This window comes from Kribbella sp. NBC_00889, assembly GCF_045207705.1.
Lineage (GTDB): Bacteria > Actinomycetota > Actinomycetes > Propionibacteriales > Kribbellaceae > Kribbella.
The window spans coordinates 5,894,159-5,917,578 of the sequence record NZ_CP108783.1; the positions used below are offsets into that span (position 1 = coordinate 5,894,159).

Genomic DNA, 23,420 nt, shown 5'->3' on the forward strand with positions numbered 1-23,420 from the left:
GGTGACGGGTTGACGACAGGTCTTCATCCGAGGCCTTGCGGGGGGCGTTCGGCGGTTCATCCGAGCACCTTCCGGCGGTCGGCCAGGTCGACATCGACGCGGCGGCCGGAGGTGAGGGACTCGATGCCGGCTTCGCAGACCGCGACCGCCGCATAACCGTCCCAGGCGCTCGGTCCGTCGATCGCACCGCGGGCAGCGGCCTCGACCCAGCGTTGCACTTCGATGTCGTAGGCACGCTCGAAGCGAACCCGGAAGTCGGACGGCATCGCACCGCCCCACTGGCCACCGGCGCGGGTGAACACACCGGACCCGAGCCCGATGGTCGCGCTACCGCGTTCAGCCACGGCCTCACACCGCACCTCGTACCCGACCTGGAAGTTCACGAACACCTCGACGTCGGCCATCGCTCCGTTCGCCAACTCGAACACGGCCAGCTGCGGATCGAGTACGCCGTCGCCGACGAGGCCGCTGGGCTTCGGGGCGTGCACGGTGATCCGGGTGATCTCGTCACCCAACAACCAGCGCGCGATGTCCACCTCGTGCACCATCGAGTCCCGCACGATCATCTCGCTGCGGAACGTCACCGGGGCCGACTTGTTCCGGTGCACGTTGTGCAGCATCAGCGTCCGGCCCAGCTCCCCGGAGTCGAGCAGCTCCTTCAAAGCGGCGTACTCCGGATCGAAGCGGCGCATGAAGCCGACCTGGATGAGCGGCCGGCCGACCTTGTGCTCCGCCTCGACCACCTGGAGCGACGATGCCGCGTCCATCGTCAGCGGCTTCTCGCACAGCACCGGCTTGCGGTGCTCCAGGCACGCGAGCAGTTGCTCCGCGTGGGCGAACCCGGGCGACGCCAGGATCACCGCGTCCACGTCGTCCGCCGCGATCAGATCGAGCGGATCCTCGACCACCCGGACATCGAGACTCTTCGCGAGTGCCTCGGCGCGGGCGATGTCGGGGTCGGCGACAGCGACCAAGCGCGCGCCGGCGGTACGGCGTGCGACCCGCTCGGCGTGGTCGGCGCCCATCACTCCGACGCCGACGATGCCGACCCGGAGATCGGTCATGGCCCCTCCCTCTCCTCCTCATTGTCCGTAGGCGTGTCAACCGGCCGGGGACCCGACTGGTCGACAACCGCCTCGGGATTGGCGTCGCGCAGTTCGTGACTGAGCGCCTCGAGCTCGGAACCGCCTGCCATCTCGGTGGTCAACTGCTCGAGCGTGATGTCGGCCCGGTGCGTGTCGAGCGCGACCCGGCCGAGCTTCAGGATGACGAAGTGGTTGCCGACCAGGTACGCGTGGTGCGGGTTGTGGGTGATGAAGATGACCCCGATCCCCGCATCGCGTGCCCTGACGATGTACTTCAGCACCACGCCGGACTGGTTCACGCCGAGCGCCGCGGTCGGCTCGTCCAGAATCAGCACCTTCGCACCGAAGTGGATCGCGCGCGCGATCGCGACGCACTGGCGCTGGCCACCCGACAACTTGCCCACCGGCTGCTCCAGGTTGGGGATCGAGATCCCCATCTTGGTCAGCTCCTCGCTCGCGATCCGCTTCATCCGCGCCGCCTCCAGCTGGCGGAACGGACCTCTGGTGATCTCGTTGCCGAGGAAGAAGTTCCGCCAGACCGACATCAGCGGCGCCAGCGCCAGGTCTTGGTAGACGGTGGCGATGCCGCTGTCCAGTGACTCCCGCGGCGAGGAGAAATGCCGCTCCTCGCCGTTCACCACCATCGTCCCGGCGGTGTAGTCGTGCAGGCCGGCGACGATCTTGATCAGCGTCGACTTGCCCGCACCGTTGTCGCCCAGCACGCAGGTGATCTCGCCCTGCCGGACCGACAGCGACACACCCCGCAATGCGTCGATGTTGCCGTAGCTCTTGCCAACGTCGTGCAGCTCGACGATCGGCGTGGTCGGGTGGGTGACCGCGTCGGAATCGAAGCTCCTCGTAGTGGTCATCGTGCCTCCGCCTGCCTCTTGACGACGAGGTTGACAATGGTGGCCAACAGCAACATCGCGCCGAGGAACGCCTTGAACCAGTCGGGATTCCACCCGGCGTACACAACCCCCAGCTGAACCATGCTGAAGATCAGCGCGCCGATCGCCCCGCCGATCACGGAGCCGTAGCCGCCGGTCAGCAGGCAGCCGCCGACGACCGCCGCGATGATGTAGAGGAACTCCTTGCCGACACCTTCGCCCGACTGCACCACGCCGTTCTGCACGAACAGCAACTGCATGCCAGTGAACCAGGCGAAGAATCCCACCGCCATGAACAGACCGATCTTCACCTTCGTCACCGGGACACCGACCGCGCGGGCCGCCGCGGCGTCGCCACCGACGGCGAAGATCCAGTTGCCGATCTGCGTGCGTTGCAGCACCCACGCGGCGACGGCGACGAACGCGATCCACCAGACGACAATGATCTTGATCGTGACCCCGCCCACCTTGAACTCCGACGCGAAGATCGCCTTCGCGGTGCTGAACCCGTCCATGTCGCTGATCGAGTTGGACGCGACCGCGCCCGACGTCAGCCGGGTGACCGCGATGTTCAGGCCCTGCAGGATGAAGAACGTGCCCAGTGTCACCAGGAAGCTGGGCAGCCCGGTCCGCATCAGCAGCCAGCCGTTGAACAAGCCGATCGCCAGCGACAGGGCCAGCGCGATCACGATGCCGACCCAGACGTTCACGCTGAGCTGGTAGGCGATGAGGCCCGCGGTCAGCCCGGCCGTCGTCACCGCGACACCGGCCGAGAGGTCGAACTCGCCGCCGATCATCAGCAGCGAGACCGGCACCGCCATCACACCGATCAGTGCGGCCTGGTACAGGATCGTGCCCGTGTTGTTGATGTCACGGAACGGCGGTGCGGCGATCAGGAAGAACACCAGGATGACGGCCGCGCCGACGAGCGATCCGATCTCGGGCCGGCTGAGCAGCCGGGCGCCGATGGACCGGGCGGAGACGCGGTCGTCCGCCGGCACGGTGGTGATGGTCGATGCCATGGCGCTACCTCAGCGCGTCCCGGCCGTGGCGAACTTCTCCACCGTCGCGATGTTCGACTGGTCGATGAAGGCCGGTCCGGTCAGCGTCGCCTCACCACCGCCGATGGTGTTCCCGTTGGTCTTGTAGAGCCAGATCGAGTCGATCGCCAGGTAGCCCTGCAGGTACGGCTGCTGGTCGACGGCGAACTGCACCCTGCCGTCCTTGACCGCCGCCACCATCTCCTTGCTCATGTCGAAGCTGCCGATCTTGGCCGCCGAACCGGCGTCCTTGGCCGCGGTCACCGCGGTCAGTGCGATCCCGGCGTTCAGCGCGACCACGTAGTCGGCGGTCTTGTCCTGCTGCAGCTTCGAGGTCAGCGTCGCCTGCGTGCCCGGCTGGTCGGTGCCGTTGACGTTCACGTTCTCGACGTTGCCGAACTTGTCCTTGATGCCCTGGCAGCGGGCCTCCAAGCTGACGTTGCCCTGTTCGTGGATGACACAGAGGACCTTCTTCGCGCCGAGCTGCTTGAGCTTGTCACCGGTCGCCTGGCCGGCGATCCGCTCGTCCTGGCCGAAGTATCCGACCGCGCCGGTCGTCTTCCAGGAGTCCAGGCCGCCGTTGAGGACCGACACCGGGATGCCGGCCGCGATCGCCTTCTTGACGTTCGGGATGACCGCGTCCGGCTTGTTCAGCGTGACCGCGATGCCGTCGACCTTCGAGTCGATCGCGGTCTGCACCAGGTTGGCCTGCGCTGCCCCGTCCGGGTCGGCGGAGTACTGCAGCTCGATGTTGTCCTTCTTCGCGGCCGCCTCGGCACCGCGCCGGACGATGTCCCAGAAGGTGTCGCCGGGACCCGAGTGGGTGATCAGCGCGACCTTCATCCGCGGCGTGTCCGCGACGTTCCCGCCGCTGCCGCCGGAGTTCTGCTCCTCCTGCTTGCCCCCGGAGGAACTGCAGGCCGCCAGCGCTGTCGCCAGTGCGATCACCGCGCTCGCGGCCACCGCTTTCTTCTGCCACCGAATCATCAGTCCAACCAGCCTTTCAGACGAGCCGCGGCCACTCCGCGGAGTTGCGTGGGACCAGAGAGTTTCACACTCTGCTGGCCGTCACCTCGATTCGCCACCCCCGTGGGATCTCAGATAGGCCAACGTGCGCTCCGCGATCGGAAGCGGCACGTCGGGTGGGCAGGGGAACATGTCCTGCTCGACGATCGCGAACAGGTCACTGCCGAGCGCAGCCAACGCATCCAGCACCGGCGGTAGCTGGGGTACGCCGTTCGGCGGCTCGCACATCACGCCGCGCCGGACGGCTTCGTCGACACTGAGCCCCTCGGCCTCGACCTCGGCCAGGACCTTCGGATCCACCTGCTTCAGGTGGACGTACCCGATCCGGTCGGGGTACTTGCGGATCAGCTCGAGGTTGTCACCGCCGCAGTAGCTGATGTGGCCGGTGTCGAGGCACAGGTTCACGTAGTCGCCGTCGGTCTCCTCGAGGAAGCGCTCGACGGTGTCCTGCGTGTCCACATGCCCGTCCGCATGTGGGTGGTACTGCGTCTGCAGACCGAACTCCTCGGCCAGCCGGCGGCCCAGCTCGGTCACCTGCCGGCCGTGCCGTGCCTGACCTTCGTGGTCGAGCCGGTCCTCGACGATCTCGCCGTTGTCGCCACGCCACATCGACGGCAGCACGACCAGATGCTTGGCGCCCATCGCGGCCGTCAACTCGGCGGTCTTCGCAACGTCGCGCCAGGTCGCCTCCCACCCCTGCGGCCGGTGCAGTTGCTCGAAGGTTGTGCCGGCAGTGATCGTCAGGCCGCGCTGGTCCAGCTCGTCCTTGAGGCGGACTGGATCGGTCGGCAGGTAGCCGTACGGTCCGAGCTCGATCCGGAGGTAGCCGGCTGCCACCACCTCGTCGAGGAACCGCGTCCACGGGGTCTGGCGCGGATCGTCGGCGTACCAGACTCCCCACGAGTCCGGCGCCGTACCGATGCTCAGCGTGCCCATGTCAGCTGTCTCCCTCGACCGGAGCGACGTACAACCGCTGGGACTTCTTGCTCTCCTCGTACTGCGCGGATGCGGCCTGGGTGGACTGCAGCACGGACACCTCGCTGACCGGGACGTCCCACCAGGACTCGCTGTCCGGCCCACCGATCAACGGATCGGTCGTGACGTGGATCGCGATCGGGCCGCTGGCAGCCTTCGCCGTACCGATCGCCTTCTCCAGCTCGGAGCGGTCGTGCACCTCGATCACGTCGACTCCCAGGCTGCGAACATTGGCCGCGAGGTCCACCGGCAAATAGTCCCCGTCCAGCCGCCCGTCGCCGCTGCGCCTGCGGTACGCCGTCCCGAACCGCTGCGAACCGAGCGACTCCGACAGGGCGCCGATCGAGGCGAAGCCGTGGTTCTGAACCAGGACGACGATGATCTTCACGTTCTCCTGGACCGCGGTGACGAGCTCGCTCGACATCATCAGGTACGACCCGTCGCCGACCAGGACGAAGACATCGCGATCCGGCGCGCCGAGCCGAACCCCGATGCCGCCGGCGATCTCATATCCCATGCAGGAGTAGCCATATTCGACGTGGTATCCCTTCGGGTCGCGCGTCCGCCACAGTTTGTGCAGCTCGCCGGGCATCGACCCGGCTGCGCAAACCACCACATCAGACGCCGCCGACAATTCGTTGACGGCGCCGAGCACCTCGCCCTGGGTCAGGACGCCGACGGCGAGATTCGAGGTCACCTCCGCGGGTGGGTTGTAGGTGTTATCCACAATCTCGTCCCACCGGGTTGCGAGAGTGGCCGCCGACGATCTGTACTGGTCGCTCACAGACCAGTCACCGAGCGCAGACGTCAAGGAAACAAGGGCTTCCCGGGCGTCCGCGACGAGAGGAAGGCCGGCATGCTTGCCACCGTCGAAGCGCGCGACATTGATGTTCATGAACCGCACATCCGGGTTCTGGAAGGCGGTCCGCGAGGCCGTCGTGAAGTCGCTGTAGCGCGTGCCGATACCGATCACCAGGTCAGCCTCACGAGCCAGGGCGTTGGCTGCCGTGGTCCCGGTCGAGCCGACCGCGCCGACCGACTGCGGGTGGTCATAGCGCAGAGATCCCTTGCCTGCTTGGGTTTCCGAGACGGGTACGCCGGTTGCCTCGGCGAACCGGCGCAGTGCGTCCTCGGCGCCGGAGTAGTGCACGCCACCACCGGCGACGACCAGCGGCGCCTTCGCGGCCCGTAGGAGATCTACCGCCTTGTCGACAATTGAGGCCTCGGGCAATGGTCTGGCGACGTACCAGGTGCGCTCGGTGAAGAGCTCGTCCGGCCAGTCGTAGGCCTCGGCCTGGACGTCCTGTGGCAGGGCCAGCGTGACCGCGCCGGTCTCGACCGGGTCGGTCAGCACCCGCATGGCGTTCAGCAGTGCCGACGGCAGTTGCTCGGGGCGCCAGATGCGGTCGAAGTACTTCGACACCGGGCGGAACGCGTCGTTGACGGAGACGTCGCCGGCGCCGAAGCTCTCCAACTCCTGCAGCACGGGGGTCGCCACCCGGGTTGCGAACACGTCGGAAGGGAGGATGAGTACCGGCAACCGGTTCACCGTGGCGAGGGCCGCGCCGGTCACCATGTTGGTCGAGCCCGGGCCGATGCTTGCCGTGCAGGCATAGGTCTGGAGCCGGTCACGGGTGCGGGCGAAGGCGGACGCGGTGTGCACCATGGCCTGCTCGTTGCGGGCCAGGATGTACGGCAGCGCCGTCGGGTCCTCGAGCTCGGCCTGCAACAACGCCTGGCCGACGCCGGCCACGTTGCCGTGCCCGAAGATGCCCAGACACCCGGCGAACAGGCGCTGCCGCTCGCCGTCACGCTCCGAGTACTGGACGCTCAGGAATCGCACCAAGGCCTGCGCGACCGTGAGACGCACCGTCATGACTTCTCTCCTCCGAAAGGCTCTGCTGCATCGAAAGGCCCTGCTGCACCGAAAGGCTCTGGCACGCCGAAAGGCAGGCGCGGGTCGATCTGCTGGGTGGCCCACAGGTCGCGGACCCAGCCGTGGTTGGGGTCGTCGGTGATCAGCCACTGACGTTCGGTTCCGGGGCCGGCCATCACGTTCAGGTAGTACATGTCGTAACCAGGAGGCGCCATCGCCGGACCATGCCAACCGTGAGGCACCAGCACCACATCCCCGTCGCGGACCTCCGCGAGGACGTCGATGGGGCGGTCCTCGGTGCCGTAGACCCGCTGGTAACCGATCGGGTCGTTGCCCTTGACACCTTCCGGGGCAGCGTCGGAGATCTGGAGCTCGAAGTAGTAGATCTCCTCGAGCACGCTCTCCTTGCCAGGCTTGTGCTCGTCGTGCTTGTGCGGCGGGTACGACGACCAGTTCCCTGCCGGGGTGAGAACCTCGCAGGCGATGATCGAGTCGGCCTCGAGGACGGCCGGCGTACCGAAGTTGCGGACCTGGCGGGAGGCGACGCCCGCTCCGCGCAGCTCGGTCTCCACCTGCTCGACGCCGATCCGGCGGTACGGGTAGTCGCTCGCGGCCTTCGCGTGTGGGAAGGCGATCCGGGCGCCGCCCGCGCTGGTGACGGCGAGGGTGGAGCCGCGCGGGACGTACGCGAAGTCGGTCGGGCCGGCGAACACGTCGGCGCGGCCGCCGAGTGGAAGAGTCTCGCCGTCGACGATCACCTCGGCTGATCCGCTGAGCGGGAGGACGAGGTACTCGCAGTCGCCGGTGTCGATCTCGATGGACTGCCCGGGGCGCAGGGTCGCGACGTACAGGCCGCTGTGCTCCCAGTCCTTCTCCCCTGGGGTGACGGCCACGTCGAACCCCTTGCGGGACGTGGATCCAGCCGGCCGGAACCACCTACTCATGGACGTCCTCGCTTCGCTCCGGGCACCCATGAGGCACAAGTCGGGCTGTGTTTTTCGATTCCCTCGCGCTGCTCGGTCATGCGGCACCTCCGTGTACCAGGGCTGCGGCGTGGTCGACGGCGTACGCGACGTTGCCATCGGGCGGGAAGAGGAGCGCGCGCCCGACGACGAGGCCGCGGACCGATGGGAGGCTCATGGCCTTGCCCCAGGACGCGTACGTCTCTTCGGGAGCGACTGTCGGGTCGCCGCCGAGGAGCAGCGTCGGAAGGGTGGTCGAGTCCATGACTCGGTCCAGGTCGTCGACAACCGGGAGCTTGAGCCAGGTGTACGCGCTGGTGGCGCCCAGGCCGGCGGCGATGTTCACCGACTTGATGACCGAGTCGGCGTCGAGGACGTTGGTGACGCGGCCGTCGCGGCGGGTGGACCAGAACGGCTCGACCATCGCCATCAGCTTGTGCTCGGCGAGCTCGGTGACCGCCTTTGCGCTGGCTTCGAGCGTGGCCACGGTGCCGGGGTCACCGAGGTCGATCCGGGTCAGCATCTTGCCGCCGTCGAGGCGGCGGGAGGCTATGTCGGCCGCTGTCGCGTACGCGGTGAAGCGGTCGTCGAGTTCGAAGGCCGAACCTTGCAGGCCGCCGCGGTTCATCGAGCCGATGACGACCTTGCCCTCGAGTGCGCCGAGCAGGAGGAGGTCCTCGAGGACGTCCGGGGTTGCGAGGACGCCGTCGACGCCGGGGCGCTCGAGTGCTGTGATCAGGCGGTCGATCAGGCCCGGACGGCTGGCCATTGCGAGGCGGTCGTCACGTACGCCGAGGGCTCCGCGGGCGGGGTGGTCGGCGGCCACGATGAGCAGGCGGCCGTCCTCCCCGACGAGTTCACGGGTCCGGCGCCGCTGCCACGCGTCCGCAACCCGCTCAGGGTGGCGGACCCGAATCTCAGTCAGCTCAGCCAACCGAGCCCCATACCCCTGCCCAGCCCCAGACCCATACGCCGGCGCCTGAGACGGCACCTGCACCGCTGGCTGCGACGGCGACTGCGCCGACCCTTGCCACGACTGCTGCTCCGGCGCTTGCTCCGATCCCTGCCACGACTGCTGCACCGCTGGTTGCGACGCCGGCTGCGCCGACCCTTGCCACGACTGCTGCTCCGGCGCTTGCTCCGATCCCTGCGAAGGCGGTTGGCCTGATGGCTGCGACGATGGCTGCGCTGGTTCTTGCAATGACGTTAGCCCCGCTGGTTGCACTGGTGGTTGCGCTGCTGTTTGCGGGGGCGGATGCGCGGCTGAGAAGTCCAGGTTGGCGATCGCGGTCGTCTGGTCGTCGGCGGGAGGGCCGGTGGGTGTGGGCTGGTTGGTGAGGGTCGGTTGGCCGGTCGGAGTCGCCGGTTGCCACGCGGCGGCGGGAGCCTCCTGCCCAACGTCCCTGCGGGGTGCATGGTGACGCCCCGGACCTCTCGGCGTGGCTGGACCCTGTGGCGTGGCAGGACCGTGTGGCGTCAGGTCGCCGGGTGCCACCTGACCCGGTGGTGTTGCCTGACCGTGTGGCGTCAGGTCGCCGGGTGCCACCTGACCCGGTGGTGTTGCCTGACCGTGTGGTGTCGCCCAGCCTGGCGCGGCGGCTCCAGCGGCGGGTGCTGCGGCTGGATGGGACGGTGCTGAATCGGGCCACGACTCGACGGTTGGGTCGTCGGGGTAGCCCGGAGCCTGCGCGACCACGGTTGGGTCGTCGGCGCCGTGCGGTGCGGAGGGCACTGCGATCGTTGGGTCGTTGGCGCCGGGTGGGTGGGCGACCGTTGGGTCGTCGGGGCGATGGCGGCGCGGGTGGGCGGCGGCGGGGTCATCGAGGGATGGGCCGTCGGGGGTGGGGGTGAGCACTGTGGGGTCGTTGTCCGGGTCGGGGCGGCGGATCGGGATGGGGCGGCGGGACTCGGGGTTCTGGTCGGGAGGGGTCATGCTTCATCACCCATGTGGGAGAGAACTTCCTTGGTGGTGGGCATGGCGGTTGAACATTCGAGGCGGGACGCGACGATAGCGCCGGCCGTGTTGGCGAAACGGATGATCTTCTCCAGAGGCCAGCCGGACAGCAGGCCGTGACACAACGCGCCGCCGAACCCGTCGCCGGCGCCGAGGCCGTTGACGACCTCGACCGGGTACGGCGGGACCTCGACCCGCTCGTCCCGGGTCCGGGCCAGCGTGCCCTTCGGCCCTTGCTTGACGACGGCGAGGTCGAGACCGCGGTCCAGCAACGCCTGCGCCGCCTTGTCCGGATCCGTCTCGCCGACCGCGACCTCACACTCCTCACGGTTGCCAACAGCAACCGTGCAGTACTCCAGCGCCCGGCTGACCTGCTCGTGCGCCTCGCTCGGATCGGCCCAGAACATCGGACGGTAGTCGAGATCCAGCACCGTGATCGGCCGCCGTCCGCGAGCTTCCCAGGCGGCGAAGTGTGCCGACCGCGACGGCTCAGCCGACAGCCCGGTCACCGTGGACCAGTAGATCCGCGCGTCCCGGATCGCGTCGAGGTCGAGCTCCGACGGGTTGATCACGAGATCCGGCGCCTTCGGGAACCGGTAGAAATACAAGGGGAAACTGTCCGGCGGGAAGATCTCGCAGAACGTGATCGGCGTCGGCAGCCCGTCGACCGGCGTCACGTACCGATCGTCGACCCCCAGCTCGAGCAGGGTCCGATGGATGAACGTACCGAACGGGTCGTTGCCGGTCCGGCTGATCACCGCCGACTTCCGCCCGTGCTTCGCCGCGGCCACCGCCACGTTGGTCGCACTGCCACCCAGGAACTTCCCGAACGACGTGACGTCCTCCAGGTGCGTGCCGATCTGCAGCGGATAGAGGTCCACTCCGATCCGCCCGATCGTCAGTACGTCGTCCGCCATCACACCGCCACCAGGTCATTGACTGTCAACAACGTCATCACACGGCCTCCGCGATCCCGCGCAGGTGCGCGATACTCGCCCGTACGTCGACCACCGGGCCCTCGTCGATCGGCCGCTCCGGCAGGATCGTGTCCTGCTCGAGCACGTACCAACCGTCGTACCCGGCCTTCTCCAGCGTGCTGATGATCGCGGTGAGGTCGATGTCGCCGGCGCCGAGCGGGCGGTACATGCCCTGCCGGACGGCGTCGGTGTAGGTGACCTCGCCGGCCTGGACCTTCGCGGCCCAACCGGCGTCGACGTCCTTCAGGTGGGTGTGCTTGATCCGGGCGGTGTGCCCGAGCGTGAGCGCGACCGGATCGACGCCGCCGATCAGCAGGTGGCCGGTGTCCAGGGTGAGACCGATCGACGAGCCGCGCAGGACGCGGTCGACGTCGTCGTTGTTCTCGACCATCGTGCCGACGTGCGGGTGGATCGTGGCCAGCACGCCGCGGTCCGCAGCCATCGCGGACAGCTTGTCCAGGTTGGCGAGCAGCGTGCCCCAACCATCCTCATCCAGCACCGGTCGGTCGTCGTACCCCTCCTGGCCGGTCGCGGCGGCGAGGACCAGTGTGGTCGCACCGGCCGCCACGAAACCGTCGAGCGCCGTGGTGACCTCACCAGCAGGGTCGTACGACGGATCGTGCAGGACGACCGGGACGAATCCGCCGACCGCCCGCAGACCCACATCGGCGAGCGTCTTCGCCTTGTCGGCCGGGTCGTCCGGCAGGAATCCGATCGGGCCGAACTCGGTCGCGGCGAGGCCGACGGCGCGCATCTCGGCCAGCACCGCCTCCGCGTCGTACTGCCAGCCCCAGCCCGGGACCTCGCAGACGCCCCACGAGATCGGGGCGCCGGCGATCCGGGCAGCGAGATCAGTCATCGAGCAGGTCTCCTCTTCAGGGATTCAGGGTGACGACTCAGGGGTTCACGGTGACGACGCGGTTTTCGTGGCGGGACTGTTCGCACGCGTCGGCGATGCGGAAGGCCGCGAGCGCATCGCGGACAGTGCAGGGCACCTCGCGGGTGCCCCCGGCAACCTCGGTGAAGGCGGTCAGCTCGGCCACGTACGCCGGCTGGAAGCGGTCCATGAAGGTCAGATGCGGCTTGCCGTCCGGGAAGGTGACGCCGGGCTCCGCCGAGCGCAGCGCCGTGTGCTCGTCCAGCCCGACCGCGACCGACCCCAGACTGCCCAGGAGCTCCATCCGTACGTCGTGGCCCGCGCCGTTGTAGCGCGTGCCGCTGACCGCGACGAAGGTGCTGTCGTCCAGCGTGAGCAGAGCAGCCGCCGCGTCCACATCGCCGTACTCGCCGAAGAATGCCTCGCCGCGGTTGGCGCCGGTCGCATAGACGCTGACGACCTCGCGGCCGGTGACGTACCGGATGACGTCGAAGTCGTGCACGGTGCAGTCGCGGAAGAAGCCGCCGCTCTGCGGGATGTACTCGCGGTGCGGCGGGAAGGCGTCGTTGGTGTTCGCGCGGATGTGGTGGATGAAGCCGAGCTCGCCGGACTCGACCTTGGCCCGCGCGGCCTGGTAGCCGGCGTCGAAGCGGCGCTGGAAGCCGATATGCACCGGTACGTCGGACGCCTCGACCAGCTCGACCACGCGCTCGGTCTCGGCGAGGTCGAGCGCGACCGGCTTCTCGCAGAACGTCGGAATGCCGGCCGCGACACCGGCCGCGATCAGCTCCGCGTGCGCCGACGTGGCGGCGGCGATGACGAAGCCGTCCAGCCCGCTCGCCAGCAGGGCCGGAACGTCCGCGGCGAACTCGACCCCGAGATCCTTCGCGACCACCTCGGCGCGCCCCGCGTCGGCGTCCGCGACGACCACCTGATCCACCGCCGGCAACCCCCTGAGCGTCGCGGCGTGGAACGCCCCGATCCGCCCCACCCCGACCAACCCGATCCGCATCCCCAGCCGCCCTCTCTCGTCGTACCCGGCCAGCAGCCAGGCGCAGTCAGTCGACGGCTCCAGCATGGTCCGGCGCCGCCCGCCCGGCCAGCTTTCCGGGCCACCGAAGACGTGTCAATAGTTTGTTAGCACATTCGGACGTGCAGACATGTTTACGCTGCTCGGGTAGCATCCGGCCATGGCCGCCCTGCCGATCAGCATCGATCGGACGAGCCCGGTGCCGCTCTACCACCAGCTCGCCGAGCAGCTGACCGCTGCCATCAGCGGCGGCACGCTCCGCCCCGGCGATCCGTTCGAGAACGAGATCGCGATGTCGGACCGCCTCGGCCTGTCCCGGCCGACCGTCCGCCGCGCCATTTCCGAACTGGTGAACAAGGGCCTGCTGGTCCGCCGCCGCGGCATCGGCACCACGGTCGCCAACCAGATGGTGCACCGCAAGGCCGAACTGACCAGCCTGTACGACGACCTGGTCCGGGAGGGCCGGACACCGCGGACCGACGTGCTCGCGCTCAGCTGTGAGGCGCACGACGACCGGGCCGCCGAGGTGCTCGGTTTGCCGCCGGGCACGCCGCTGGTGGCGATCGTGCGGCTGCGGTACTCCGGTGACCTGCCACTCGCGATCCTGCGCAACTGGTTGCCGCCAGCAATGAATGACCTGACCGCGACCGAACTCGAGACCGACGGCCTGTACGCCGTGCTCCGTGCTCGTGGGATCCGCCCAACCGTCGCCCGCCAGCGGATCGGCGCCCGCAACGCCACCGCCGAGGAACGCCGCACCCTGCACATGTCGAAGGCCGAGCCCCTGGTCACCATGACCCGCTCTGCCTACGACGCCGCCGGCTCCCCCGTCGAATTCGGTGACCACTGCTACCGAGCCGACCAGTACTCGGTCGACGTCCTCGTCTCCGACCGTTGATCAACGCACGATCGCCGCACCGAAAGGCGCAGCGAGCGGGACGACGAACAGCGCAACCCTCAACGACGGGTCAAGGGCACTCCAGACGCCGTCCGCGACGTCCTGCCAGCCACTCCCGATCCCGACGACCTCGGGGTAGCCGGAGGTGATCACGTCGGCGGCCGTCCCGGCGTACGTGCTGACGTGGACGCCCGTTGCCGGCGGCAACTCCGGGACGAACAGGGACGGGTGCTCCACCAACTCGTCAGCGCCGGGGACCGACCGGGCCGAGCCGACGATCACGCCGGTCCCGTCCGTCGACGCGGTCGCGAAGATCCTCGGCGTACGAATCGGCGGGTCCGGCTCATACGCGTGATCCCGCAGCGCCACCTGCAGGTCACGCCCGTCTCGGCGCGCCTGCGCGAGCTCGCTCACCTGTGTCCCGTTCCCAACCACGAGCCAGTCGTCGCCACGAACGGCGGCCGTGTAGTGACGGAGGTCGTCGGTAGACGCACCCGATACGTCCTGCACCACGACCGAGTCGTCCGACACCACCAGCTTCCGCCCCTGCGACGCCGCAGTACGCCCCGTCAGCCAGTACGCCGCAAACCCGGCGCCGTCCGGATCCCGCCCCAGCACCAACCCACGCCCCGGGTACTCGACCGCACCAACGACATCCACAAGTCCACGCACGGCGTCATCCTCGCATCGCAACGGATGACCAGATCGTCGGGCTGGGGAAACCTCGTTGCGCGCCCCGAGCGGTGCACCTACCGTGAGCCGGTGACATTGGATCCGTATGGGGACAAGGAACTCGTCGAGCTGTACGACGTCGACAACCCGGCCGGCGACGACCACGACTACTTCCGGCGGTTGGCCGACACGATCGGGGCCACCAAGGTCGTCGACCTCGGCTGTGGGACAGGGCTGCTGACCAGGTCTCTGGTGACGCCTGGACGTGTCGTCACCGGAATCGACCCGAGCGCGACGATGCTGAACTTCGCGCGCCGGCAACCGGGAGCGGAGGCAGTGACCTGGATCGACGGCGATGCCTCGGCGATCGCGTCCACCGGAGACATCGATCTGGTCGTGAGCAGCGGCAACACGATGATGCACATCCCCGATGACGACCTCCCGTCCGCGCTGAAGTCCTGCGCCGGAGCCCTGCGGCCCGGCGGCGTGATGGCCTTCGAGAGCCGCAACCCGGCCACGCGTGCTTGGGAAGGTTGGAGCAGGCAAGCGACGTACGGCGAACGCGACACGTCAGTGGGTCACCTGCGCGAATGGATCGAGGTGACCGAGGTGGACGGCGGGCGGGTCGTGTTCGACGCACACAACCTGTTCGACGACGGCCGCGACGCTGTCTACACCACCACCCTCTACTTCCGCGCCGCCGCGGAGATCACCGCCGCCCTCGAAGACGCCGACTTCGGCGCTGTCACTGTCCAAGGCGGCTGGCACAACGAGCCCGCAACCCCCACCTCCCGCCTCCTCGTCGTCCAGGCCGCCAAGCAGTAGCCCCAACCACGCGACCAGGGTGGCCGGACGGGACCCCCGTCCGGCCGACTGGCGAAAACTCAGGCCTGGTTGGCGAGGAGGGTTCGGACCAGGCGGAGGCCTACGGAGAGGTGGGCCAGTTCTGGGCCTTCGGTTTCCACGATCTCCTCGAGCATGGTGGCGGCTCGGGACAGGGCTGCTTCGTTCTGGTCCTGCCAGGTGATGACGCGATCCTCGGGCTCGTCGGTGGCGTCCGTGGTGGCGAGGACCTGGCGGGTGAGGCGGGCGTGGACGGCGTGCAGGTCGTCGCGCAGCGCGGCCCGGGCCATCGTCTGCCAGCGGTCGGTGCGGGGCAGGTTGATGATGCGTTCCAGGAACCGACCCAGTTGCAGCCGCTCACCGAGGGCGAAGTGGACCTTGGCGACCTCGAGGATGTCGAGGTTGTCGCGGGACGCCGTCTCGACGACCCCGAGTCCGGCGTACGCCGGGGGCAGCACAGCGATCCGGGTGGCGAACTCGGGCGAAACCCCCTTCTGTACAAGGGCTTCCCGCCGCTGCTCGAACAGCCCCAGCTCGCGACCCCGCAAGACGTCGGGCAGCGCAGCGGTCAGCTTCGCGATCCCCGGCCCGAAGAACTCGATCAGTTCCTCGATGTCCACCGGTGGCCGCTGGCTGCTGACCAGCCACCGCGTGGCCCGCTCGACCAGCGTGCGGGTCTCGAGCCGCATGTGCGTCTGTGTCCCCGCGTCGACGATGTTGTCGAGGGCGGCGTTCCCGGACAGCAGCTCGGGCTGCGCAAAGATCCGCGAGGCAGCCAGGTTGGCGCGAACGACGTCCTCGACCGTACCGCCGGTCTCCAGCGACAGCCGGTGGTACGCCGTGATCCCGGAGGTGTTGACGAACTCGTTGACCACCTGGGTGGTGATGATCTCGCGCCGCAGCTGGTGGGACTGGATCTGCTCGGCGAACCGCTCCTGGATCGCCTTCGGGAAGTAGCTGGACAGCTTGTGCGCCAGGTAGTGGTCGTCCGGCAGCGAGGTCTTCAGCAACTCGGCCGCGAGCACGATCTTGGTGTAGGCGATCAGCACCGACAGCTCAGGTGAGGTCAGCCCGCGTCCGTCGGCCTTGCGCCGCTTGAACTCGGCGACGCTCGGCAGGAACTCGAGCTCCCGGTTCAGCAGTCCTTGCTTCTCCAGCCGCCGTACCCAGTCCTGGTGGACGTGCATCAGGGCCGGCGCCTGCGCGACCCCGTTGGCCAGCGCGACGTTCTGCCGGTAGTTGCTCTTCAGCACCAGCCCGGCGACCTCGTCGGTCATCGAGGCGATGATGTCGTTGCGTTGCTTCTCGGTCAGGTCGCCGTCGGCAACCACCTTGTCCAGCAGGATCTTGATGTTCACCTCGTGGTCGGAGGTGTCGACGCCGGCCACGTTGTCGATGAAGTCGGTGTTGATCCGGCCGCCGCCCGCGGCGTACTCGATCCGGCCCAGCTGGGTGAAGCCGAGGTTTCCGCCCTCGCCGACCGCGCGGGCGCGCAGGTCGGCGCCGTTGATCCGGATCGCGTCGTTCGCCTTGTCGCCGACGTCGCCGTTCGACTCACTCAACGCCTTCACGTACGTGCCGATGCCGCCGTTCCAGAACAGGTCGACCGGCGCCTTCAGGATCGCGTTCATCAGTTCGGCCGGCGTCAGTGTCGCCGGGCTGCCCTCGATGCCGAGCACCTCGCGGACCTCGGCCGAGATCGGGATCGCCTTGTCGGTGCGCGGGTAGATGCCACCGCCCTCGGAGATCAGGCCCGAGTCGTAGTCGGCCCAGGACGACCGCGGCAGGTCGAACAGCCGCCGCCGCTCCAGGTACGACTTGGCCGCGTCCGGTGCCGGGTCGAGGAAGATGTGCCGGTGGTCGAACGCCGCGACCAGCCGGATGTGCTCCGAGGCCAGCATCCCGTTGCCGAACACGTCTCCGGACATGTCGCCGACACCGACGACGCTGAAGTCCTCGTTCTGGCAGTCGTGGCCCATCTCGCGGAAGTGCCGCTTGACCGACTCCCAGGCACCGCGCGCGGTGATGCCCATCGCCTTGTGGTCGTACCCGACCGAGCCGCCGGACGCGAACGCGTCACCCAGCCAGAATCCGTACTGCTTCGCGACCCCGTTCGCGATGTCGGAGAACGTCGCCGTGCCCTTGTCCGCGGCAACGACCAGGTAGGCGTCGTCACCGTCGTACCGGACCACGTCCCGCGGCGCAACGATGCCACCGGCAACGATGTTGTCGGTGATGTCGAGCAGACCGGAGATGAACGTCTTGTACGACGCGATGCCCTCGGCCAGCCAGGCGTCGCGGTCAACCGTCGGATCGGGCAGCTTCTTGGCGTAGAACCCGCCCTTCGCGCCGACCGGCACGATGACCGAGTTCTTCACCATCTGCGCCTTGACCAGACCGAGCACCTCGGTCCGGAAGTCCTCGCGCCGGTCGGACCAGCGCAGCCCGCCGCGGGCGACCGCGCCGAACCGCAGGTGCACACCCTCGACCTGCGGCGAGTACACGAAGATCTCGTACGCCGGCCGCGGCTGCGGCAGATCCGGGATCGCCTTCGGCTCCAGCTTCAGCGAGATGTAGTCACGCGGCTCGCCGTCGGCGATCCGGGGCTGGAAGTAGTTCGTCCGCAGCGTCGCCTTGATCACGGTCAGGTACGAGCGCAGGATCCGGTCCTCGTCGAGGCTCTGCACCGTGTCCAGTGCGGCCAGGATCTCCTTCTCCAGCTGGGCCGTCCGGGCGATCCGGTCCGGGTCGTCGCCGGCGCCGCGGGCCGGGTCGAAGCTGACCTCGAACAGCTGGACGAGCAGGCAGGCCACGTCCACGTGGTTCAGGAACGTGTTCTGGATGTAGTCCTGGCTGAACGGCGTACCGCCCTGCCGGATGTACCGCTGGTACGCCCGCAGGATCGACACCTGGCGCCAGCTGAGGCTTCCGCGCAGGACCAGCGCATTCAGCTTGTCGGACTCCGCCCGGCCCTGCCAGACCGCCTGGAACGTGTCGGAGAAGAGCTTGCGCAGCTCCTCGCGCTCGTCGGGTTTCTCCGGCGCCTTCAGCCCGAAGTCGTAGATGTACACCGTCGCGTCGCCGCGCCGGATCTCGTACGGGCGCTCGTCGATGACCTCGACGCCCATGTGGGTCAGGTGCGGCAGCACCTGCGACAGCGACAGCGCCGATCCGGTCCGGTAGACCTTGAAGCGGCGCTCGCCCTCCCACTCCTCGTCCAGCGGACTGTAGAGCGACATGGCCAGCCCGTTGTCGGGGGGAAGCGACTCCAGCACGGTCACGTCCTTGACGGCGACCCGGGCGTCGAAGTCCTCCTTGTACGCCTCCGGGAAGGCGCCGGCGTACCGGCGGGCCAGCTGCGTCACGGCACCGTCGCCACCCTGGGCGTGCAGTGCTGCGGTGAAGTCGTCCTCCCAGGCGCGGGTCGCCTCGACCACCTTCTGCTCGAGCAGCTCGGCGTCGAACTCCCCAACGGTCTCGCCCTGCTTCATCCGGACGACGAAGTGGACGCGGGCCAGCACGGACTCGGTCACGTACGCCGCATAGGTGACGGACTCGGCGCCGATGGCGTCCTTGAGGATCTGCTGCATCCGCAGCCGGACCGCAGTGGTGTAGCGGTCACGCGGCAGGTACACCAGGCAGGACAGGTAGCGGTTGTAGACGTCGCGCCGTACGAACAGCTTGACCGCACGCCGCTCCTGCAGGTGCAGCACCGACTGCACGATCGGCAGCAGGTCCTCCACCGGCGCCTGCAGCAGCTCGTCGCGCGGATACGTCTCCAGTACGTCGAGCAGGCCCTTGCCACTGTGGCTGTTCGGGTCGAAGCCGGTCAGCCGGAACAGCTCCAGCGCCTTGCGCCGCAGCACCGGGATCTGCATGACGCTCTCGGTGTACGCCGTCGACGCCAGCAGACCGATGAACCGGCGCTCCAGCACCGGGTCGCCGTTCGCGTCGAACTGCTTGATGCCGACATAGTCCAGATACGCCGACCGGTGCACGGTGGACCGCGAGTTCGCCTTGGTCAGGATCAGCAGCTTGCGCTCACGGGCCTTCGCGCTCACCTCGGGCGGCAGCTTGCCGGAGTTCGGCTTCGGGTCCGGCCGGAGGATGCCCAGCCCGGTCCCGGGACGGCCGCGCAGGATGCCCTGCTCGCCCTCCATGGTGAAGTCGTACTCGCGGTAGCCGAGGAAGGTGAAGTGCTCGTCGGCCAGCCACTCCAGCAGCTCGCGCGCCTCCTCCACCTCGTTCTCGCCCACCGGCAGGTCGGCCGCGTTCAGCTCCTCGGCGATCGAGACCGCCTTCTCGTGCATCTTCGGCCAGTCCTCGACCGCCTCGCGCACGTCGTGCAGCACCGTCTGCAGCGCCTGCTCCAGGGCCCGCTGCTCGGCGACGTCGGCGATCCGCTCGACCTCCAGGTGCATCCAGCTCTCCCGGACCAGATCGTGCGCGTCCGAGGCCTCTGTGTCGTCCAGGACCTCCTGCAGCGTGCCGGCGACGTCCCGCCGGACCACGAACTGGGGGTGGATCAGCAGCTGCAACTCGAGGTTGTGGTCGGTGATCGCCATCGAGGCGCTGTCCACCAGGAACGGCATGTCGTCGACGACGATCTCGACCACGGTCCGGCCGTCCGCGGACCAGCCGTGCTCCTCCAGGGTCGGCGTGAAGACGTGAACCTTCGCCGTACCCTGCGGCCGCGACGCCGCGGTCTTGTAATGGTGCCGTGCAGCGCCCAGACAGTCGGTCGGCTGGCGTTCGGCCACGTCCTCGGCGGCGACATAGCGGTAATAGCGCTCGAGGAACGTCCTCAGCTTCGCCGGATCCACCGATTTGTCGTGCCCATGTGTTCCCGCAGCCACCGCCTTGGCGAGAACTTCCGCCTTCTGGACGTCCAGCTTGCTCTGCATTCCCCACCGTCTCCACGCGTGCCTCGGCGCCACTCGCGCCGGACCGCACGACATTGTGCGATCACTCAGAGACTAGTCCACCTTTCTCACTGGTGTGCTGTCGGGACGAGCCTGTCCAGAGCCTTGTAGATCACACTTCACGGATCGGTTGCATCGCGTATTTCACCTGTCGGCAAAGCGCAACGCCAGGGCCGGGCAGGCGAGGATCGCGCGGCGTGCGCCCGGCGCAGCACCGGCTGTGATCTCCCGTCCCCGCAGTACCGGGAAACCCCACTCGTCGAGGACGACGTCGTCCGGCAACAGGGTGGCGCAGAGGCCGTGCCCGTCGCAGCGCGTCCAGTCGATCTCCAGTCTATTCACCACTCACCTCCAGGCACAGGTAGGACTCCGCGGACCGGTCGGCCACAGCCGCCACCGCCTTCGCCGAGGTGGAGCCGCACGTCCTCACCGAACATTTCCAGCGCCGACGCGAGGAACCGCGCCGAGCCGTCCGGGTGCGCGCACGCTCCACGCCCCGGCACAAGACCTAGGTGACGGTGGGCGTCGTGCCAGCCGGTCGCCTCGCCGCGCACCAACCTGCCGAAGTCGTCGGCCAGAGCCGCGAGGCCGAACACGCACGGCCCGCACTGCCCGGCTGACTGACTCGCCAGCCAGCCCGCGACCCGGTGCACCTCACCGAGCGGGCAGGTGTCCGACCCGAGCGCCAGGATGATCCCGGCCGACGCCTCCGGTCGCTGCAGCGTCAGGCCGTCGGTCCGTGCGAGCCAGCGGCCGTGGTACCCACCCAGCAGCACCGGACCGGGCTCCGCACCCGCGAACTGCAGGACAGTGTCCAGCGGCACACCGGTCGGCGCCTCGATCACGCCCGGCTGTCGCACGGCACCGTCGATCGTCAGCAACTGTGTACCGGGCTCACTGATCAGTCCGGTGCTACTGAACCCTCTCGACCCCAGTCGCGCGAGTACGGCGAGTTGCGCGAACGTCTCCACATTCGACAGGAACGTCGGCCGCCGGTGGTACCCCTTCTTTGTCGGCAACACCCTCCGCCCGGGCGGTACGGCGGGGCCACCTTCCAACGCACTCAGCACCGCACGGGCCTCACCTGCGACAAAGCGGCCAGGGGTGTCGCTCACCTCGATCGCCACACCGTCGTCGCGTTCCACGATCGCCTCCCGAACGGAGGTTGCCGCGGTCGCATCATGTACGGCGATCAGCACGTGGGGCGCACCGAGTGCGCGGGCCAGGCCGACAGCACCGTCCAGGATCAGGTGCGGCGCGACTGTCAGGAGTAGACGGTCCTTGCGGCTCACCGGCTCGCTCTCCGAACCGTTGACGACGACAGCCTCGACGCCGCGGGCCGGGAGGTCAGCCAGCTTCAGTGCGACCGGGAACGCCGCCCCGCCACGCCCTCTGAGGCCGACAGACTCGGCCAACCGCGTGTAGGTCTCGCGGGTGAGGTCCGGCTGAGTGCCGTGGGTCCAGTGATGGCGCTGCAGATCCAGACCGCCCCGGTCGACACCCGCCAGCAACCGTGGCTCACCGATGACCCGCACTCGGGTGTCCTGCAAGGTCGTCATCGCGTTCTCCCGGCTCGTGCGAGGTTCAGCGGCGTACTGGCGCGTGCCGCCTGGCTGCGAGCGCGGTACGCACCCGCTGCGGCGACTGCGCCGAGGCAGCCGAGGGTGATGGCGAGCATCCAGGGGGTGCCGCGGTCGGTACCGGCCAGCAGCGAGTGCCCGATGGACAGCAGCCAGCCGATCGATGCGGCGACGTGGATCGAACGCCAGTGCCTGGTGACGGTCTCCGACTTCGCGAGGCGGCCGCGGGCGGCTCCGACGACTGCGGCGAGCACCAGCCCGTACAGCGCGAGTACTCCGACGACCATGGCGAAAGGGCGGTAGCCGGAGCCGAAGGGCCAGACCAGAACGGCCGGACCGATGTCGACGTAGGCGTCGGCGATGACCGCGATGACATGCGTCGTCAGCAGGACCAGACCGGTGGCTGCCGCCGAGCGGTGCACGTACTGCAGCCAGAACCGGCGCCCCGGATCGCGACTGCCCGACGTGAGGATGCCGAGCGAGGCCGACACCGTGAACATGACCATGGCGACGATTCCCGCCGCGCGGGCGAGGTACCAGAGTGTCATCAGGCGGCCTCGCTCGACGCCGGCCAACCGGACAGCTCAGTGACCTCACCGCCGTCGTCGATCAGCCGGGCCGGGTGACCAGCCAGAGTCAGTCGCCCGAGCGCAGCCTCCCCTGTCGCGACCAGCGCCGTACTGAACGTGTTGGCTCGTACTGCGGTTGGCGCCCAGACCGATGCGGTTCGCCACTGACCATCCGCGGGCTTGCCGGTGCGGGGGTCGATGAGGTGGTGTGCGTAGCCGGTCGGCGTCTGCCAGCGCCGTACTGTCCGGGTTGAGGTCGTCAGGCCGCCGTGAGCGAGGGTGACGAGTACGCCGGGGTCACCGGCGCGCTCGGCGACCGTGATGACCCACGGCTTGACCGGATCGCCGGCGGCACGGAGGTCTCCACCGATCTCGACCAGGACTGCGCAGCCGTAGCGCTTGCTGAGCACCAGAGCGGCCCGGTCGGCGGTCCACGCCTTGGCGATCGCGCCGAGGTCCAGAGCACAGTCACTCGGTACGCCGAGCAACGCGAGCTTCCGGTTGAGCTGGACCTGCTGCCAGCCGGGGATCGGTTTCGGGTCGGCCGGTGGCTCCGGGAACCGCCGCCGTACCGCCTCGATGTCGTCGTTGTAGCCGGCCGCGATCACCGCGGCGCCGACCGTCGGGTCGACCGCACCACCGCTCATCGAGGCCGCGACCAGGCTTACGTCGACCAGGTCGACGAGCAAACGCGACACCGGTACGAGGGCGTCGGCGCGGGAGTTGACGATCGAGAGCTCGGAGTCCGGGCGGAACCGGCTGGCCGCCTTGTCGACGCGGTCCATCAGCGCCTTCAGCTCACCACAGGCAGCGCCGAGAACGGCTGGGTCGTCGACGGTCAGGCGGACGGTGCAGCTCCAGGCAGTCCAGGTACGCGAGGCGCTCATGATCCGTTGCTCCCGCCTTGCGAGGTCGAGCCGGACGAGGCCGAGCCGAGACCACTCGAGCCGCTGTCGTCCGAGCTGGAACCACCGCTGCTGGAACCACTACTGCTGCTGGAACCACCACTGCTGCTGGAACCACCGCTGCTGCTGGAACCTGAGCCGGAGCTGGTGGTCGTGCCGGTGCCGTTGTCGGCCTGCCGAGCGGACACGATCGCGACGGACAGTCCGGTGCCGCCGATACCGAGGACCGCTGTCGCGATCGCGGCCGCGGACGCCCGGCGCAGCCAGCGCCGGCGGGCTGAGTGGGGCTCTTCGAACGCCTCTGTGGTGACCATGCCGCCAGCCTCGCGGCAGACTCATCAG

Annotated in this window: 20 protein-coding genes; 2 read left to right on the forward strand and 18 right to left on the reverse strand. The window is 68.7% G+C overall.

Annotated features, from left to right (window positions below; translation table 11 throughout):
- Positions 1-56: 56 nt before the first annotated feature.
- The 11 genes from OG817_RS28785 to OG817_RS28835 all read right to left on the reverse strand — a co-directional run bounded on the left by OG817_RS28785 (position 57) and on the right by OG817_RS28835 (position 12,737).
- Positions 57-1,064: a Gfo/Idh/MocA family protein gene (locus OG817_RS28785; protein ID WP_406047699.1), complete on the reverse strand. Its 1,008-nt coding sequence runs from the start codon at positions 1,062-1,064 to the stop codon at positions 57-59.
- The gene (locus OG817_RS28790; protein ID WP_406047700.1) at positions 1,061-1,954 is read right to left on the reverse strand and encodes an ATP-binding cassette domain-containing protein; all 894 of its coding nucleotides are present in this window, start codon (positions 1,952-1,954) and stop codon (positions 1,061-1,063) included. Before OG817_RS28790 ends, OG817_RS28785 begins: the two co-directional genes overlap by 4 nt.
- Positions 1,951-2,994 (reverse strand): ABC transporter permease, encoded by a 1,044-nt coding sequence (locus tag OG817_RS28795; RefSeq protein WP_406047701.1) that lies wholly within the window; start codon positions 2,992-2,994, stop codon positions 1,951-1,953. Before OG817_RS28795 ends, OG817_RS28790 begins: the two co-directional genes overlap by 4 nt.
- Positions 2,995-3,003: 9 nt before the next feature.
- Positions 3,004-3,999 (reverse strand): substrate-binding domain-containing protein, encoded by a 996-nt coding sequence (locus OG817_RS28800; protein ID WP_396395584.1) that lies wholly within the window; start codon positions 3,997-3,999, stop codon positions 3,004-3,006.
- Positions 4,000-4,080: 81 nt separating this feature from the next.
- The gene (locus tag OG817_RS28805; protein WP_406047702.1) at positions 4,081-4,974 is read right to left on the reverse strand and encodes a TIM barrel protein; all 894 of its coding nucleotides are present in this window, start codon (positions 4,972-4,974) and stop codon (positions 4,081-4,083) included.
- Position 4,975: 1 nt separating this feature from the next.
- The gene (gene iolD, locus OG817_RS28810; protein WP_406047703.1) at positions 4,976-6,889 is read right to left on the reverse strand and encodes a 3D-(3,5/4)-trihydroxycyclohexane-1,2-dione acylhydrolase (decyclizing); all 1,914 of its coding nucleotides are present in this window, start codon (positions 6,887-6,889) and stop codon (positions 4,976-4,978) included.
- Complete coding sequence (iolB, locus tag OG817_RS28815) at positions 6,886-7,833, reverse strand: 5-deoxy-glucuronate isomerase (protein WP_406047704.1); 948 nt, start codon at positions 7,831-7,833, stop codon at positions 6,886-6,888. Before iolB ends, iolD begins: the two co-directional genes overlap by 4 nt.
- A 76-nt stretch (positions 7,834-7,909) precedes the next feature.
- Positions 7,910-8,785 (reverse strand): deoxyribose-phosphate aldolase, encoded by an 876-nt coding sequence (locus OG817_RS28820; protein ID WP_406047705.1) that lies wholly within the window; start codon positions 8,783-8,785, stop codon positions 7,910-7,912.
- 995 nt (positions 8,786-9,780) lie between these two features.
- Positions 9,781-10,722: a 5-dehydro-2-deoxygluconokinase gene (iolC, locus tag OG817_RS28825; protein WP_360445371.1), complete on the reverse strand. Its 942-nt coding sequence runs from the start codon at positions 10,720-10,722 to the stop codon at positions 9,781-9,783.
- A 37-nt stretch (positions 10,723-10,759) separates the two neighbouring features.
- Positions 10,760-11,641, reverse strand: coding sequence for a sugar phosphate isomerase/epimerase family protein (locus OG817_RS28830; RefSeq protein ID WP_406047706.1), 882 nt, complete (start codon positions 11,639-11,641; stop codon positions 10,760-10,762).
- A 37-nt stretch (positions 11,642-11,678) separates the two neighbouring features.
- On the reverse strand, positions 11,679-12,737 hold the full coding sequence (locus tag OG817_RS28835; protein WP_406047707.1) for a Gfo/Idh/MocA family oxidoreductase: 1,059 nt from the start codon (positions 12,735-12,737) through the stop codon (positions 11,679-11,681).
- A 112-nt stretch (positions 12,738-12,849) separates the two neighbouring features.
- Here OG817_RS28835 and OG817_RS28840 point away from each other — a divergent pair, with 112 nt between their 5' ends.
- Entirely contained in the window at positions 12,850-13,587 is a 738-nt protein-coding gene (locus OG817_RS28840) for a GntR family transcriptional regulator (RefSeq protein ID WP_406047708.1), read from the forward strand.
- Here the strand turns inward: OG817_RS28840 and OG817_RS28845 are convergent, their stop codons facing one another.
- Complete coding sequence (locus tag OG817_RS28845; protein ID WP_406047709.1) at positions 13,588-14,259, reverse strand: IMP cyclohydrolase; 672 nt, start codon at positions 14,257-14,259, stop codon at positions 13,588-13,590.
- 90 nt (positions 14,260-14,349) lie between these two features.
- Here OG817_RS28845 and OG817_RS28850 point away from each other — a divergent pair, with 90 nt between their 5' ends.
- Positions 14,350-15,084, forward strand: coding sequence for a class I SAM-dependent methyltransferase (locus OG817_RS28850; protein ID WP_406047710.1), 735 nt, complete (start codon positions 14,350-14,352; stop codon positions 15,082-15,084).
- A gap of 59 nt (positions 15,085-15,143) precedes the next feature.
- Here OG817_RS28850 and OG817_RS28855 read toward each other — a convergent pair whose 3' ends face one another.
- From OG817_RS28855 to OG817_RS28880, 6 genes are all read right to left on the reverse strand, one after another.
- Positions 15,144-20,006: an NAD-glutamate dehydrogenase gene (locus OG817_RS28855; protein WP_406047711.1), complete on the reverse strand. Its 4,863-nt coding sequence runs from the start codon at positions 20,004-20,006 to the stop codon at positions 15,144-15,146.
- A gap of 162 nt (positions 20,007-20,168) precedes the next feature.
- Positions 20,169-20,366, reverse strand: coding sequence for a ferredoxin (locus OG817_RS28860; RefSeq protein ID WP_406047712.1), 198 nt, complete (start codon positions 20,364-20,366; stop codon positions 20,169-20,171).
- Positions 20,363-21,583 carry an NADH-ubiquinone oxidoreductase-F iron-sulfur binding region domain-containing protein gene (locus OG817_RS28865; protein WP_406047713.1) on the reverse strand — a complete coding sequence of 407 codons (1,221 nt, stop codon included), beginning with the start codon at positions 21,581-21,583 and terminating at the stop codon, positions 20,363-20,365. Before OG817_RS28865 ends, OG817_RS28860 begins: the two co-directional genes overlap by 4 nt.
- Complete coding sequence (locus tag OG817_RS28870; RefSeq protein WP_406047714.1) at positions 21,580-22,152, reverse strand: hypothetical protein; 573 nt, start codon at positions 22,150-22,152, stop codon at positions 21,580-21,582. Before OG817_RS28870 ends, OG817_RS28865 begins: the two co-directional genes overlap by 4 nt.
- Positions 22,152-23,060, reverse strand: coding sequence for an FAD:protein FMN transferase (locus OG817_RS28875; RefSeq protein WP_406047715.1), 909 nt, complete (start codon positions 23,058-23,060; stop codon positions 22,152-22,154). Before OG817_RS28875 ends, OG817_RS28870 begins: the two co-directional genes overlap by 1 nt.
- Complete coding sequence (locus tag OG817_RS28880; RefSeq protein WP_406047716.1) at positions 23,057-23,392, reverse strand: hypothetical protein; 336 nt, start codon at positions 23,390-23,392, stop codon at positions 23,057-23,059. Before OG817_RS28880 ends, OG817_RS28875 begins: the two co-directional genes overlap by 4 nt.
- Positions 23,393-23,420 lie beyond the last annotated feature (28 nt).

What these genes read in the sequence shown, in the direction of transcription:
- OG817_RS28785 (WP_406047699.1), bottom strand. Translation starts at nt 1,064, where the DNA reads ATGACCGATCTCCGGGTCGGCATCGTCGGCGTCGGAGTGATGGGCGCC.
- OG817_RS28790 (WP_406047700.1), bottom strand. Translation starts at nt 1,954, where the DNA reads ATGACCACTACGAGGAGCTTCGATTCCGACGCGGTCACCCACCCGACC.
- OG817_RS28795 (WP_406047701.1), bottom strand. Translation starts at nt 2,994, where the DNA reads ATGGCATCGACCATCACCACCGTGCCGGCGGACGACCGCGTCTCCGCC.
- OG817_RS28800 (WP_396395584.1), bottom strand. Translation starts at nt 3,999, where the DNA reads ATGATTCGGTGGCAGAAGAAAGCGGTGGCCGCGAGCGCGGTGATCGCA.
- OG817_RS28805 (WP_406047702.1), bottom strand. Translation starts at nt 4,974, where the DNA reads ATGGGCACGCTGAGCATCGGTACGGCGCCGGACTCGTGGGGAGTCTGG.
- iolD (WP_406047703.1), bottom strand. Translation starts at nt 6,889, where the DNA reads ATGACGGTGCGTCTCACGGTCGCGCAGGCCTTGGTGCGATTCCTGAGC.
- iolB (WP_406047704.1), bottom strand. Translation starts at nt 7,833, where the DNA reads ATGAGTAGGTGGTTCCGGCCGGCTGGATCCACGTCCCGCAAGGGGTTC.
- iolC (WP_360445371.1), bottom strand. Translation starts at nt 10,722, where the DNA reads ATGGCGGACGACGTACTGACGATCGGGCGGATCGGAGTGGACCTCTAT.
- OG817_RS28830 (WP_406047706.1), bottom strand. Translation starts at nt 11,641, where the DNA reads ATGACTGATCTCGCTGCCCGGATCGCCGGCGCCCCGATCTCGTGGGGC.
- OG817_RS28835 (WP_406047707.1), bottom strand. Translation starts at nt 12,737, where the DNA reads ATGCTGGAGCCGTCGACTGACTGCGCCTGGCTGCTGGCCGGGTACGAC.
- OG817_RS28840 (WP_406047708.1), top strand. Translation starts at nt 12,850, where the DNA reads ATGGCCGCCCTGCCGATCAGCATCGATCGGACGAGCCCGGTGCCGCTC.
- OG817_RS28855 (WP_406047711.1), bottom strand. Translation starts at nt 20,006, where the DNA reads ATGCAGAGCAAGCTGGACGTCCAGAAGGCGGAAGTTCTCGCCAAGGCG.
- OG817_RS28865 (WP_406047713.1), bottom strand. Translation starts at nt 21,583, where the DNA reads ATGACGACCTTGCAGGACACCCGAGTGCGGGTCATCGGTGAGCCACGG.
- OG817_RS28870 (WP_406047714.1), bottom strand. Translation starts at nt 22,152, where the DNA reads ATGACACTCTGGTACCTCGCCCGCGCGGCGGGAATCGTCGCCATGGTC.
- OG817_RS28875 (WP_406047715.1), bottom strand. Translation starts at nt 23,060, where the DNA reads ATGAGCGCCTCGCGTACCTGGACTGCCTGGAGCTGCACCGTCCGCCTG.
- OG817_RS28880 (WP_406047716.1), bottom strand. Translation starts at nt 23,392, where the DNA reads ATGGTCACCACAGAGGCGTTCGAAGAGCCCCACTCAGCCCGCCGGCGC.